The organism is Hydrogenophaga palleronii, from assembly GCF_031457455.1.
GTDB lineage: Bacteria > Pseudomonadota > Gammaproteobacteria > Burkholderiales > Burkholderiaceae_C > Hydrogenophaga > Hydrogenophaga palleronii_A.
Map to the genome: position 1 here is coordinate 93,317 of NZ_JAVDWU010000014.1, position 12,298 is coordinate 105,614.

At 66.1% G+C, this 12,298-nt stretch carries 12 protein-coding genes; 5 read left to right on the plus strand and 7 right to left on the minus strand.

Annotation, left to right across the window (positions count from 1 at the left end):
• Positions 1-42: 42 nt before the first annotated feature.
• From J2W49_RS23880 to J2W49_RS23895, 4 genes are all read right to left on the minus strand, one after another.
• On the minus strand, positions 43-1,320 hold the full coding sequence (locus J2W49_RS23880; RefSeq protein ID WP_310321946.1) for a type II toxin-antitoxin system HipA family toxin: 1,278 nt from the start codon (positions 1,318-1,320) through the stop codon (positions 43-45).
• Positions 1,317-1,679, minus strand: coding sequence for an XRE family transcriptional regulator (locus J2W49_RS23885; RefSeq protein WP_310321947.1), 363 nt, complete (start codon positions 1,677-1,679; stop codon positions 1,317-1,319). The genes J2W49_RS23880 and J2W49_RS23885 overlap by 4 nt, the downstream gene beginning before the upstream one ends.
• A 175-nt stretch (positions 1,680-1,854) precedes the next feature.
• Entirely contained in the window at positions 1,855-3,837 is a 1,983-nt protein-coding gene (locus J2W49_RS23890) for an MFS transporter (RefSeq protein WP_310321948.1), read from the minus strand.
• A 24-nt stretch (positions 3,838-3,861) separates the two neighbouring features.
• On the minus strand, positions 3,862-4,743 hold the full coding sequence (locus J2W49_RS23895) for a hypothetical protein (RefSeq protein ID WP_310321949.1): 882 nt from the start codon (positions 4,741-4,743) through the stop codon (positions 3,862-3,864).
• 152 nt (positions 4,744-4,895) lie between these two features.
• Between J2W49_RS23895 and J2W49_RS23900 the strand changes: the two genes are divergently transcribed.
• From J2W49_RS23900 to J2W49_RS23910, 3 genes are all read left to right on the plus strand, one after another.
• The gene (locus J2W49_RS23900; protein WP_310321950.1) at positions 4,896-5,627 is read left to right on the plus strand and encodes a helix-turn-helix domain-containing protein; all 732 of its coding nucleotides are present in this window, start codon (positions 4,896-4,898) and stop codon (positions 5,625-5,627) included.
• Positions 5,628-5,842: 215 nt separating this feature from the next.
• Positions 5,843-6,595, plus strand: coding sequence for a ProQ/FinO family protein (locus J2W49_RS23905; protein ID WP_310321951.1), 753 nt, complete (start codon positions 5,843-5,845; stop codon positions 6,593-6,595).
• A complete protein-coding gene (locus J2W49_RS23910) occupies positions 6,592-7,881 on the plus strand; it encodes an MFS transporter (RefSeq protein ID WP_310321953.1) in 1,290 nt (429 codons plus the stop codon). The genes J2W49_RS23905 and J2W49_RS23910 overlap by 4 nt, the downstream gene beginning before the upstream one ends.
• On the opposite strand, the gene J2W49_RS23915 is transcribed toward J2W49_RS23910, so the two are convergent.
• The 3 genes from J2W49_RS23915 to J2W49_RS23925 are packed head-to-tail and all read right to left on the minus strand — an operon-like array spanning position 7,842 to position 11,156.
• Complete coding sequence (locus J2W49_RS23915; RefSeq protein WP_310321954.1) at positions 7,842-9,143, minus strand: FIST signal transduction protein; 1,302 nt, start codon at positions 9,141-9,143, stop codon at positions 7,842-7,844. The genes J2W49_RS23910 and J2W49_RS23915 overlap by 40 nt on opposite strands.
• 56 nt (positions 9,144-9,199) lie before the next feature.
• Complete coding sequence (locus J2W49_RS23920) at positions 9,200-10,306, minus strand: PhaM family polyhydroxyalkanoate granule multifunctional regulatory protein (protein WP_310321955.1); 1,107 nt, start codon at positions 10,304-10,306, stop codon at positions 9,200-9,202.
• A gap of 19 nt (positions 10,307-10,325) precedes the next feature.
• Positions 10,326-11,156 (minus strand): enoyl-CoA hydratase/isomerase family protein, encoded by an 831-nt coding sequence (locus tag J2W49_RS23925; RefSeq protein ID WP_310321959.1) that lies wholly within the window; start codon positions 11,154-11,156, stop codon positions 10,326-10,328.
• Between the two features lie 113 nt (positions 11,157-11,269).
• On the opposite strand from J2W49_RS23925, the gene J2W49_RS23930 reads away from it, so the two are divergent.
• Together J2W49_RS23930 and J2W49_RS23935 are read left to right on the plus strand one after the other, a co-directional pair.
• Complete coding sequence (locus J2W49_RS23930) at positions 11,270-11,623, plus strand: TraR/DksA family transcriptional regulator (protein WP_310321956.1); 354 nt, start codon at positions 11,270-11,272, stop codon at positions 11,621-11,623.
• An 85-nt stretch (positions 11,624-11,708) separates the two neighbouring features.
• Positions 11,709-12,146, plus strand: coding sequence for a VOC family protein (locus J2W49_RS23935; protein ID WP_310321957.1), 438 nt, complete (start codon positions 11,709-11,711; stop codon positions 12,144-12,146).
• Positions 12,147-12,298: the final 152 nt, after the last annotated feature.

Below are 12,298 nucleotides of genomic sequence, written 5' to 3' on the forward strand. Positions count from 1 at the left end.
ACTGGCGGGGTCACCCACACGCTCATTTCGCAAAGCCCCCAGTCAATCTGCCCCGCCCGCAACACCACGGCGCACGGATGCGGCCTGGCGCTGATCCAGCAAGAACGCTCGATCAATCTGTTGCGCCAGCGACTGGATATCCCCTGGGCTGACCCCTGCCCGCTCGAAGTGCGCCCGCCACCCGTCCACCACCGCGCACACCGCCCTCACCTGCTCCTGCGCTTCGGCCCGCTTCAAGCCGAACTGCGCACACTCGCTCAAGGCGTTGTCCAGTGTGGCGTCCGCCGCCTGCGCGCCCACGCGCATCTGCTGGTAGCCCAGCGCCTGGCCAGAGGGCAGCACGTCGAAAGCAGGTGAAAGCGCGTATTCGCCGCTCTCGGTCATGAGCAGGGCGTGGTTTTTTTCGTGGTCGTCGGTGTTGTCAATCAGGATGTTGAACACCATGCGCCGGAACAGCTCTTTCATCTGCTCGCGGTGCAGGCCGCTGGCTGCCACGCCGCGGCGGCGCAGCAGTTGCGCCAGTTCGGGGTAGCCCAGCGCTTCGCCTGCAGCCTTGAGCGCCACATTGGCAGACAGGGCGTGGCGGCGCAGGCCGGCGGCTTCGCGGTCGAAGCGCTGGATGGCGATGGCGTGGCCCTGCTGCAGTGGCACGGGCCGGGTGCGGGCGACGCGAATGCCGGCCTGGGCAGCGAGCGTCATGGTGGCGTGTTCGACCAGCGGCCAGTCGATGGACTCGCCGGGTTCGTTGAACTTGATGACCCAGGGGTGGCCGTCGATGTTGAGCAGGGCCTTGGGGCGTGCACCACCGAGTGTGACGCCGGGGGCGATGAGACGGCGCAGGCTTTCTTCAACCGGCTCACCGGCCACGATCTGCTGCACCAGGCGCTGCATGGCTGGTGCATCAACCAGCTGAGGCAGCGGGCCAGTGTCGCGCGCAAGGTATTCGCTGGGCGAGACCGACACACCGAGTGCGCCGAAGCGCTGGTCGCCGGCGTAGAACAGGAAGTCGAGCACGGCGAGGCGCGGCGGTTTGTCGAGCATGCGGATGACGCGCTCGCCCCAGCGATCTGGCCGCGCGTCGTCCACGGCGCCAGCGGCGGTTTCTTTTTCTGTGGGTAGAAACTCGCTGTCAATCAGGGGCAGGTCTTCGCTGAGCGCAAAGCCTGCGCGCAGCCACTCCGGCGCATAGCGCAACGACACGCCTTTGCTCTGGCGTGCCATGCGCAGCTCGCCCACCAGGCGTGGTGCGTCCGGCTGGCCCAACCACCAGAGCCAGAGGGTGTCGCTGGGTGTGTATTGGGCAAGTTTGAAACCGCTCATGGTTCACCTGCTTTCGGAATCTTGTAGACCGAGGGTCGCTTGCTGCGCACGGCGCGGCCCTGGGCGGCGCGCACGGCTTCTTCGAGCGCGCCCTGGTCGTGCTCGGGCGCAGCCAGAGCGGCCAGCGCCTGTGCCCGGCCCATCAGCCACAGGGCGGTGGCGTACACCCCCATGGAGACACTGGGGTCGCCCTTTTCCATGCGCGCGAGCGTGGGTTCGGAGACGCCAATGCGCTGTGCCCAGGCCTTGCGCGGTTCACGCCGGCGCTTGCGGGCAATGCTCAGGTTTTCGCCGAGTTCGCGCAGCTGCACGAGCACGGCGGAAGGCATGGCATCAATGGCTTCGGATCGCTTTGACATGACACATATGTTATGCCGATGTCAAAAAAACACAAATTTATGTTCTATATGCTCCATCTGGAGATTGCGACCGCGACAGGACAGGTGTGCAAAAGGCCGTTCGGAGCCCTACGATGTGCAAGGCCGAAAGAACGCTGGTCCGGCGCAGTGCCTCACCTTCTTCAGCACCGACGGGTCATTGCCCGTGCAGCTTCGCCACCCGCTCGCGCAAAGCCTCAGGCGACACGCCCACCGCCCGCAACGGCTCACCCACATTCAATCCCACCCGGCTGAAAAAGCCCCGGCGGAATGGCCGCACCATGGCCACGCGGTCGCCGTTGACCACTTCCACGCGGCTGAAGAATGAGCCCCACAGGTTGGTGAGCGCCATGGGCACCACGGTCACGGCCACGCCGTCGGCTTCGGCGCGCTCCAGCAGCTTCATCACGCCGCCCTTGAACGGCTGCAGCGTGCCGTCGCGGGTGATGCCCCCTTCCGGGAAAATGCCCAGCAGCTCGCCCCTGCGCAGCACGGCGGCGGCGGCTTCGAAAGCGGCTTCGTAGGCTTCGGGGTCGTCCTTCTGCGGTGCAATGGGAATGGCCTTGGCCAGGCGGAACAGCCCCCCCACCAGCGGCATGCGGAAGATGCGGTGATCCATGAGGAAGCGAATGGGGCGTGGGCTGGCGGCCATGAGCAACACCGCGTCGACAAAGCTCACGTGGTTGCACACCAGCAACGCGGCGCCTTCAGACGGAATGTGCTCGTCGCCCCTGACCTTGAAGCGGTAGACGCAGCGCGACGCCACCCAGGCCACGAAGCGCAGCAGGTACTCAGGCACCAGCATAAAGATGTAGAACGCCACCACCGCATTGGCCAGGCCGATGAGCCCGAACAGCTGCGGAATGCTCACGCCAGCGGCCAGCAAGCCACCCACGATGACCGCGCTGGCGATCATGAACAAGGCGTTGAGGATGTTGTTGGCCGCGATGATGCGCGCGCGGTGCGTGGGCTGGCTGCGCATCTGGATGAGTGCGTACATGGGCACGCTGTACAGGCCGGCAAACAGGCTGAGCAAGGCCAGGTCCAGCAGCACGCGCCAGTGCGCAGGCTGGGCCATAAAGGCCTGCAAGCCCAGGCCGCTGGCGGGCGGCAGGCCGCGCGTGGCGAAGTACAGGTCAATGGAAAAAATGCTCATGCCGATGGCGCCCAGCGGCACCAGGCCAATCTCCACATGCCGGCGCGACAGCACCTCGCACAGCAACGAACCGATGGCAATGCCGATGGAGAACACCACCAGCAGCAGCGAGGCCACCTGCTCGTCACCGTTCAGCACGTCTTTGGCAAAGGCCGGGAACAGGCTCAGGAACACGGCACCAAAGAACCACATCCAGCTGATGCCCAGCACCGAACGGAACACCACCGGGGTCTGGTAGGCCAGGCGCAGGTTGCGCCAGGTCTCGGTGACCGGGTTCCAGTTGATGACCAGCCCAGGGTCCATGGCCGGTGAGGCGGGGATGTGGTGCGAGGCCACACGGCCCAGCACGGCCAGTGCCACGCAGGTGAAGCCCACATGGTGCGCGCCAATTTCAGGCACGGCGATGATGAGGCCGCCCGCCACGTTGCCCAGCAGGATGGCCACGAAGGTGCCCATCTCGACCACGCCGTTGCCACCGGTGAGCTCGCGCTCGCTCAGGTGCTGCGGCAGGTAAGCGAACTTCACAGGGCCGAACACGGTGGACTGCAACCCCATGAGGAAAATGCAGGCCAGCAGCACCGGGATGTTCTGCACAAAGAAGCCCCAGGCAGCGATGGCCATGATGCCCATCTCAATGCGCTTGAGCCAGATGAACAGCCAGCGGCGGTCCAGCTTGTCGGCCAGTTGGCCGCTGGTGGCTGAAAACAGCAGGAAAGGCAGGATGAAAAGCGCACCAATCACCAGGCCGGCCAGCGCGGGCGGCAGCCAGCTCACCTGCAACTGGTAGGTCACCAGCACCGTGAAGGCGAACTTGAAGAGGTTGTCGTTGGCCGCACCCAGGAACTGGGTCCAGAAGAACGGCGCAAAGCGGCGCTCGCGCAGCAGGGCGAACTGTCCGCCGGACTCGGCAGGATGAGTGGCGCTGGATGAACGGCCTGCGTCAGAGGACGCGCTGGCGGCGGACGCCGTTGCATTGGAACTCATGAATGCCTCCTCTTGTGGTTGTGATCAATGGCTGTGAACGCTGGCCCTGGCAGGGGCAGGTGCACCCACCACCGCTCGCGCATTCTGCCGCACGGCCATGACGACGGGAAAAACGGCAAGAGCGGCCACCAGGTGCTTGAGCGTGTGTCCCGAGACAAGCTCGCCGGTGGCGAGGAAGACCGCTGCGTCGCCCAGCTCGAACATTTTGGCCACCGCGTACAGCGCGAGCAACACACCGATGCGCACACCCATCGCGCCGGCCACCGGCTTCTGCATCGACAGCCAACCCATGAGCGCCATGCCGCCGAACTGCACCACCGCCCAGGGCCACACGTTGTCGTGGCTGAGCGGCATCACCGCCGACAGCAGTGCCACCATCAGCGACATCCGCAAGGTCACGCTGGCGGCAGCCACACTCACCCGCTCAGACACCGCCAGCGCCAGGGCCCCCGCAAAGGTCACGGCCATGCCCAGGCGGTCCAGCACCAGGCCTTGGGCATCAGGCGCCCAGTGGTACCAGGCCGAGCCCAGGCCGGTGAGCATCAACCCCACAAAGAACACCGTCATGGCCAGTTGCACGGCCGGCAAGGGCTTCGTGCCCCGCTGCAACTGCAGCACCCCAACGCCCAGGGCGCCCGCCAGAAACAGCGGCGCATTGCTCAATACATCCATGAAGTTGGGGATGCCCCAGAACATGCGCGCGTCCACGAAAGGATGCCCATGCGGATGCAGGGCCTCAAGCCCATGGGACGGAAGTGTGAGCAAGACCGGGCCGAGCACGGCGGCCAGCAGCCACAGCGCGAGCAGGACAAGGCCGAAACGGCACAGGCGTTGCTCGACGGGTGACTTGGGCATGCGTCGGCGGACAGCGAGGTTGGCGTGAACGGGCCTGGCTTGAGAGGTCATGGACGGGTTCTCCAGAGGGCAAGTGAGGTGTCACAGGCAGGAACGAACGCAGTGTCTGGCCGACCTCAACGAAAAAGGGGCCAAATCCGATACAGTCGACCCACCCATCACCACTGGTATCGTTTTTTGATACCGCAACACCCGCCTTCACCATGAGCACCACCCAAGACCTCGTCACCGCCCTGAAGAAGGAGCTGAAATCGGCCCAGATGACCTACGCTGATCTGGCCCAGGCCCTGGGCATGGCGGAGTCCAGCGTCAAGCGCATGCTGGCCAAGGGCGATATGTCGCTTTCAAGGGTGGATGAGATCTGCCGGGCGTTGCGGCTGGACTTCGCCGAACTGGCCAAACGCGTGGCCGACGCCCAGCCCTTGTTGCGCGAAATGACGCAGGAGCAGGAACGGGCCGTGGTGGCCGACAAGAAGCTGCTGCTGGTGGCCTTGTGTGTGCTGAGCCAGTGGACGCTGGAGCAGATCACGGCCCACTACCGCTTCACCGATGCCGAGGGCATCAAGTACCTGGCGCAGCTCGACCGCATCGGCATCATTGAACTGCGTCCCCTGAACCGCTACCGCCTCAAGCTGGCCAAGACCTTCCGCTGGCGGCCGCACGGCCCGGTGATGAATTACTTCCGGGACCATGCCGTTCTGGACTATTTCAGCGGCGGGTTCGAGGGCCCAGGCGAAGGGCTGCTGATGGTGCACGGCTCGGTCAGCCGCACGCTGGCGCCGCTGTTCCTGGAGCGCATGCAGCGGGTGGCACAGGACTTTGCCCAGCAACACCAGACCGACCAGAAACTCGCTGGCAAGGACCGCGAGGGGTACACGCTGGTGTTGGCGATGCGCAACTGGGAGTTTGAGGCGTTTGCGCCGCTGAGGAGATGACCCCCCCGCGCCGCTTCGCGTCACCCCCCAAGGGGGGCGGCACTGGCGGCCCGGCGAAGCCGGTTCCGCGGTGCCACTGGAAGGGCTCCCCCTCATTCGTTCGCGCCAGTTTCCTCCGGCGGCGTGGTAGCAGCATCCGCTCCGGCGTCTGGGCTGGCATGATGTCGGGCTTGCCTGGAAACGGGCACTCCTTATTTCTTGCTCTGCACGTCTACATGAACGCCACCGCCAACGACACGCCCGACAACGCCGCTCCGGCACCTGATAAAGCCAGCGCTGCACCATCGGCCGGTGCTGCACGCGGCCCGCGAGGGAATCGCGGTCGCCGGCCTCAGCGGCCGGCAGGTGAGCGCCCTGCCGGCCCGGCGCCTTCGCGTCAGCATCCGGTGCTGGATCAACTGGCCACGCTCTACCCTGCCCTGTTTGGTGAGGTCTTGAAACCCCTCAAGCGAGGCATCTTCCAAGACCTGCTGGAAGCCCACCCGGAGGCGATTGACAAGGATGGCTTGAAGGCCGCCCTGGCACTGCACACGCGTTCCACGCGCTACCTGACCGTGGTGGCCTCTGGTCAGCAGCGTCACAACCTGGCCGGCGAACCGGTGGAAGATCTCACGCCGGAGCAGGTGCACCACGCGCTGATCGAGGTGTTCCGTCGCCGGGCCAGCCGGGGTCGGGAAGACCTGCGGCCCAAACTGCGCCAGCGCATTCTGCAGGCCTTCGAAGCTTCCGGCCTCAGCCGCGAAGAATATGCCGAGCGCGTACAGGGCCGCGACGATGAGGTGAACCAGCTCACCCAGGACGCACTGGCCGAGGCCGCGCTGCGAGCGGCCCGCGATGAAGCCTTGCTGCGTGCCTTCGAAGCCAGCGGTCAGACAGTGGAAGCCTTTGCCGACATGTACGGCATGCCCGTGCACGAGGCGCGCCGCACCCTGGAGCGTGCACAGGCCCGCCAACAACCACGCACATGACCCGCGACGCGCCCGACGCCGAGTCTGCCTACGCCTGGTGGCGGCTGGTGGTGTCGCTGGCGTTGATGACGCTGGGCGGTGTGGGCATGTACGGCGTGACGGTGGTGTTGCCACCCATCCAGGCCGAATTTGGCGTGGCGCGGGGTGATGCCTCGTTGCCCTACACGCTGACGATGATCGGGTTCGGTCTGGGCGGCGTCCTCATGGGGCGCCTGTCCGACCGGTTTGGCGTGATGGTGCCAGTGATGGGCGGCGCGATTGGCCTGGGACTGGGCTTCATTGCGGCCGGGTCTTCTGCCAGCCTGTGGCAGTTCAGCGTTGCACAAGGCCTGCTCATCGGTCTGCTGGGCACCTCGGCCACGTTCGCGCCACTGGTGGCTGACACCTCGCGCTGGTTCACACGCCGCCGTGGCATCGCACTGGCCATCTGCATGAGCGGCAACTACCTGGCCGGTGCGCTCTGGCCGCCCGTGATTCAACACTTCATCGACAGCGTGGGCTGGCGCCAGACCTACATCGGCATTGGTGTGTTCTGCCTGGCGCTGATGCTGCCGCTGGCCCTGGTGCTGCGCCGGCGCCCGCCGGCCATGCCCGGTGCCGAACCGGTCACCACAGCACCACTCGTGAAGCCGCTTGCTGCTTCCACCGAGCGTCCGCTGGGGTTGTCACCGGGCACACTGCAGCTGCTCCTGTGCGTGGCGGGTGTTTCCTGCTGTGTGGCCATGTCGATGCCGCAGGTGCACATCGTGGCCTATTGCACCGACCTGGGTTTTGGTGCGGCGCGCGGTGCGGAGATGCTGTCGATCATGCTGGGCATGGGCATCGCCAGCCGCCTGATCTCAGGCTGGATCTCGGATCACATCGGCGGTTTGCGCACCCTGTTGCTGGGTTCGGTGCTGCAGACGGTGGCGCTGCTGATGTTTTTGCCCTTTGACGGCCTGGTGCCGCTGTACCTGATTTCGGGCCTATTCGGCCTGTTCCAGGGCGGCATCGTGCCCAGCTATGCGCTGATCGTGCGCGAACACTTTTCACCGCTGCAGGCCGGCGCGCGTGTGGGCACGGTGCTGATGGCCACGATGTTCGGCATGGCGCTGGGCGGCTGGATGTCGGGCGCGATTTTTGACCTGACCGGCAGCTACCAGGCCGCCTTCATCAACGGCATCGGCTTCAACCTGCTCAACGTGGGCATCGTGGTTTTCCTGCTGCGGCGTGCGCGACGCAGCGGCATCGGGCTGGGTCGCGTGGCTCAGGCGGGCATGGTGAACACGGTGAGCACCCCGGTGTAGCCGTAGACGCGGTGATGCGCCACTTCCCCTGCAGCAAAGAAGCCCACCAGCGGCACATCGCCCAAGGCTCTTCGAACGATCTGCAGTTCGGCGCTCGGGCTGCCGAAGTGCGGCCCCCCACGCCCTGAACAGCTGACGTAGATCGCGCCAGCGATGCGGCGGGCCGGATGCGGTGAGGCCTCGGTATCGCTGGCAGCCAGCGACGTGGCCAGCGAGAGGCTGCGCTCTTCGGGTTCCAGCTCTTCCCGCACCTCGGCGCACACGCGGGTGAGATCGGCGCGCGCGGCCTGCACATTGCGCTCGCAAAAAGCCATGCGGGTGCCGGCCGTGGTGTTCTCCGCGATCGCAATGCCCCGGCGTGCGGTGTCGAGGCCGATGATGTGTCGCACCCGAACGTCGGCACCGAACTGCCCGCTCACACGCAAGGCGACCGGCTCAGGCGAACGGTGCGGAGGCACATCCAGCGGATCGCTCAGACCCACCAGTGTGGTGCGCAAACGGGCCACGGTGCCCTCCAGATCGTCAAGGGACAGCTGGAACCGATCGAGCAGCACGTCGAGTGCGGGCTGGTCGTCCAGGCGCAGCACCAGGTTGCCATCGACCGCCGTGATGGTTCGTTCCTCGTCCACCGGCTGGGCGCCCTGCGTCACCCGGGACACCAGGCCAACGTCGGTGCCGAAGGCCACGCCACTGAGCCCACCATGAAACACGCCACTGGCCGCGCCCTGCCCGCCCATTGTGCCGGTGCTGCTGAGGGCGAACTGCGCGCTGGCCCCGCGACTGCCGGTGAGACCACCGAACACATAGCCCGAAGCGGTGCGGTCGGCCACCTCGGCGATCAGTTCGGCCAGGTCGGGCGTGCGACCTTCGGCGTGCACCAGCGCGGTGTGAGGAATGAAGCCCGTCGCATCGGCCCCGGTGGCCACCAGCGGCGCCACGCCACTGAACACGCGGTACTGGTCGGGGCTGAGGTCGCACAGCATCACGACCATGGCCGGTTCATCAAAATACTCGACGTTGTTGGCCGCCACGCCGACGCCCACGGTGCCGGCCCAGTCGGTCACCTCAGGCAGTTCGGCGCTTAGGTGCGCCAGGATGTCCTGCGCGTGGGCCGCGTAGTGGTCGGTGATGTAGAGCAAGGCGAGCGAGGGCGCCTCGGCATGGTGGGGCAAGGCCATCTGCGCCCGCAACTGGGCCAGCACCAGCGCGGCGGCCATGCGCCATTGCGGGTGGGTGGCGTGAGCGTAGGGAAAGAGCTTCATTTGAAAAAACAGATCCTGCGGCTCGGGGAAAAGCAATCAGGGAGGTGGCTACGATTTCAGCGGCGGCGGGAGGTTCCGGCGGCTTTCTTGCCTGGTGCTTTTTTTGCCGCTGTCTTCTTCGCCGTGGGTTTGGCCGTCACTTTTTTGGCAACCGCTTTGGTGGCCGGTTTTCTGGCCGGCGGCTTGGCACTGGGGGAAGGAGCGGGAGCGGGTTGAAAGCCCGGGAAAAATGCCGTGGGCAGTGGCCAGTCGCCTGCGGCCATGGGCTGGGTGACCGCCGGCTTTCGAGCCTGGGCAGGCGCAGGCGCCTTGCTGGTCGGTGGCTTGCGCCCACCGGAGACCGCACGAACCGCGGCCTTGCCCATGCCGGCCGCCGCTCCCACGTTGCGGGCGACGCGCGAGGTGACCGCCCGGGTGGCCTTGCCCGCCATGCCGGTGGTGGTCTTGACCGCTTGTTCGGTGAGGCCACTGGCAACCTTGCGGGTGGTGTCGAGTGTGGTCTGTTTGGCCACGTCCTTCATGGCGTTGGCGGCGATGGTCTGGAACTGTTGCGACAAGGCACCCCACCATTGCACGGGGTCGATGGTGCCACCGGCTGGCGTGCTGGCTGCGGCCTCCTTGCGCACCGGTGGGCGCTTGGCCGGCTGGCGTGCCGCAGGTGGATGTGGCGCCTCTGCTTCGACCTCTTCGTCGTCCTCTTCTTCGTCGTCAGGTTCAGGGGGAGGCGCGGGCATGCCGTAGGTGCGCGCGGGCACCTCAAGGCCCGCAAACTGCGTGGGGCCTGGCGCGGGCGCGGGCGGTGTTCCCGTGAAGTTGGCCATGGTGTCGGCGGCCTTGATCTTGAGCGCGTTGGCCACGTCACCCAGGCTGAAGTTCATGGTCTTGAGGGTCGCCAGCGTCATCTTCTGGACTTCGAGCGCCTGGATGGTGGCGCCCAGGGCCTTGGCGTTCTGGTCAAGCCAGAAATGAACGGCCTTGAGCTCGTCGATGCGTTTTTCCAGGTCTTCCACATTGAAGGTGGGCGCCACCCAATTGCCCAGGTTGGGCAATTGCGGAATGCTCTTTTCAAGCCCCTGCGCCACCCCACCCGCGGCCTGACCGGCCAGGTTCTGAAGGAATTCGAAACCGGGCACGAATTTGCCGAATCCGCTGGCGTCGCTCATGGGCGTCTCCTGATGTTGTTCAGCCGTCCACGCCATAGCGGGGCGCACGGCGTTCCCGCAAGGATGCCACACCTTCGCGCACATCGGGACCGGCAAAACCCATGAATTCCAGCGCCAGCGATGTGTCGAACGCCGGCCCTGCCTGGCGCAGCCAGTTGTTGAGCGAGTACTTGGTCCAGCGGATGGCGGTCTGGCTGCCGCTGGCGAGCCGGTCGGCCACCTCATAAGCCTTGTCGAGCAGCGCGTCATCGTCCACCGCCAGCGAGACCAGGCCGATGCGCTCGGCCTCTTCGCCGCTGATGGGGTCGCACAGCATGAGGTAGTACTTGGCCTTGGCCAGCCCGCACAGCAGCGGCCAGACGATGGCCGCGTGGTCCCCTGCCGCCACGCCCAGGCGGGTGTGGCCGTCCACGATCTTGGCGCTTTTGGCGGCGATGGAAATGTCGGCCAGCAGGCCCGCCACCAGCCCGGCCCCCACGGCCGGGCCGTGCATGGCGCTCACGATGGGCTTGTCGCAGTTGATCACGTTGTAGACCAGATCGCGGGCTTCCTTCCACACCCGGGTGCGCACCTCGAAGTCGGTGGCCATGTCCTGCACCAGCGCCAGATCGCCGCCGCCTGAAAAACCCATGCCGCTGCCGCGCAGCACCGCGCAGCGCACGCTGTCGTCGCGCCCCACGTCGCGCCAGATTTCGCTGAGCTCCCAGTGGCCTTCGTGGCCAGCGGTGGGTAGCTTGCCGTTGCCGCCGGGGCCATCGGCCCGCATCTGGATGTCGAGCACGCTGGGGGTGCCGTCCACACTGGGGCCGCGCCGGGTGATGGCGAGTGTCTGGTAGCGGCTGTAGTCGATCGGTGTCATGCTTGTCTCCTGTGGATTTCGAATCTCGATTGAATTGTGCTTGACCTGAGTCAAGGGCACGGTCCCGCGGGACCGTCAACATGGAAGGCCTCACAGGAGACGACATGAGCACCCCCATTTCCGACACTTTTGGCGCCCAGCTGACACAGATGAGACGCGACCTGCTGGACCGGATTCGCGCCCAGCGCGGCGGTGCGCGAAGTCGGGTCGAGGCCGCTGTCGACGCGCGCGACATGGCCAGCGACGACTGGGCCAAGGCCGAGGAAGAATTCGACCTGAGCGTGGCCCTGGAAGAGCGTGAGGCGGCCGAACTGCTGGCCATCGACAACGCGCTCAAGCGCGTGGCCGACGGCACCTACGGCCTGTGCCTCCAGTGCGGCGTGTCCATTCCCACCGCGCGCCTGCATGCACAGCCCACCGCCGAGCGCTGCGTGGAATGCCAGGCGAAACTGGAGTAGAGCTCTTGCCCCACGCTCCGCAGTTGCGCGGGCCGCAGCCCCCGAGGGGCTGACCCAAGGCCTGTTGGTGGGTATGCTCGGCACCATGAATACCGATGCCCCCATTCGCACGCGCAGCCTGTTCCACTTTGCCTTCAACGTCACCAACCTCGATGAGGCACGCCGCTTCTACGGTGGTGTGCTGGGCTGCCAGGAGGGTCGCAGCACCGACACCTGGGTGGATTTCAATTTTTTCAGCCACCAGATCTCATTGCACATCGGTGAGCCGCTGAAGACCTCGCGCACCGGCCATGTGGGCGAGCACCTGGTGCCCATGCCGCACTTTGGCCTGGTGCTGCTGTTGCCGGAATGGAAGGCATTGGCCGAACGGCTGAAGGCAGCCGGAACCGAATTCGTGCTGCCACCGCAGGTGCGCTTCGAGGGGGAGCCGGGGGAGCAGTGGACGATGTTCTTCTGCGACCCTTTTGGCAACCCGATCGAGGTCAAGGGGTTTGCGTCACTGGACCAGGTGTACGCAAGTTAACGACCAACCCCCTGCCGCGCTGCGCGCGACCCCCCTTGGAAGGGGGGCGGCACTGGCGGCCCGGCAAAGGTTCTATGGTTTGTTGTCAAGCGACTGGGGTATGCGTTGCGGATCAAACGGTTTGCCGGTGCGCCAAACGGCAAAGGCGATGC

What these genes read in the sequence shown, in the direction of transcription:
- J2W49_RS23880 (WP_310321946.1), bottom strand. Translation starts at nt 1,320, where the DNA reads ATGAGCGGTTTCAAACTTGCCCAATACACACCCAGCGACACCCTCTGG.
- J2W49_RS23885 (WP_310321947.1), bottom strand. Translation starts at nt 1,679, where the DNA reads ATGTCAAAGCGATCCGAAGCCATTGATGCCATGCCTTCCGCCGTGCTC.
- J2W49_RS23890 (WP_310321948.1), bottom strand. Translation starts at nt 3,837, where the DNA reads ATGAGTTCCAATGCAACGGCGTCCGCCGCCAGCGCGTCCTCTGACGCA.
- J2W49_RS23895 (WP_310321949.1), bottom strand. Translation starts at nt 4,743, where the DNA reads ATGACCTCTCAAGCCAGGCCCGTTCACGCCAACCTCGCTGTCCGCCGA.
- J2W49_RS23900 (WP_310321950.1), top strand. Translation starts at nt 4,896, where the DNA reads ATGAGCACCACCCAAGACCTCGTCACCGCCCTGAAGAAGGAGCTGAAA.
- J2W49_RS23905 (WP_310321951.1), top strand. Translation starts at nt 5,843, where the DNA reads ATGAACGCCACCGCCAACGACACGCCCGACAACGCCGCTCCGGCACCT.
- J2W49_RS23910 (WP_310321953.1), top strand. Translation starts at nt 6,592, where the DNA reads ATGACCCGCGACGCGCCCGACGCCGAGTCTGCCTACGCCTGGTGGCGG.
- J2W49_RS23915 (WP_310321954.1), bottom strand. Translation starts at nt 9,143, where the DNA reads ATGAAGCTCTTTCCCTACGCTCACGCCACCCACCCGCAATGGCGCATG.
- J2W49_RS23920 (WP_310321955.1), bottom strand. Translation starts at nt 10,306, where the DNA reads ATGAGCGACGCCAGCGGATTCGGCAAATTCGTGCCCGGTTTCGAATTC.
- J2W49_RS23930 (WP_310321956.1), top strand. Translation starts at nt 11,270, where the DNA reads ATGAGCACCCCCATTTCCGACACTTTTGGCGCCCAGCTGACACAGATG.
- J2W49_RS23935 (WP_310321957.1), top strand. Translation starts at nt 11,709, where the DNA reads ATGAATACCGATGCCCCCATTCGCACGCGCAGCCTGTTCCACTTTGCC.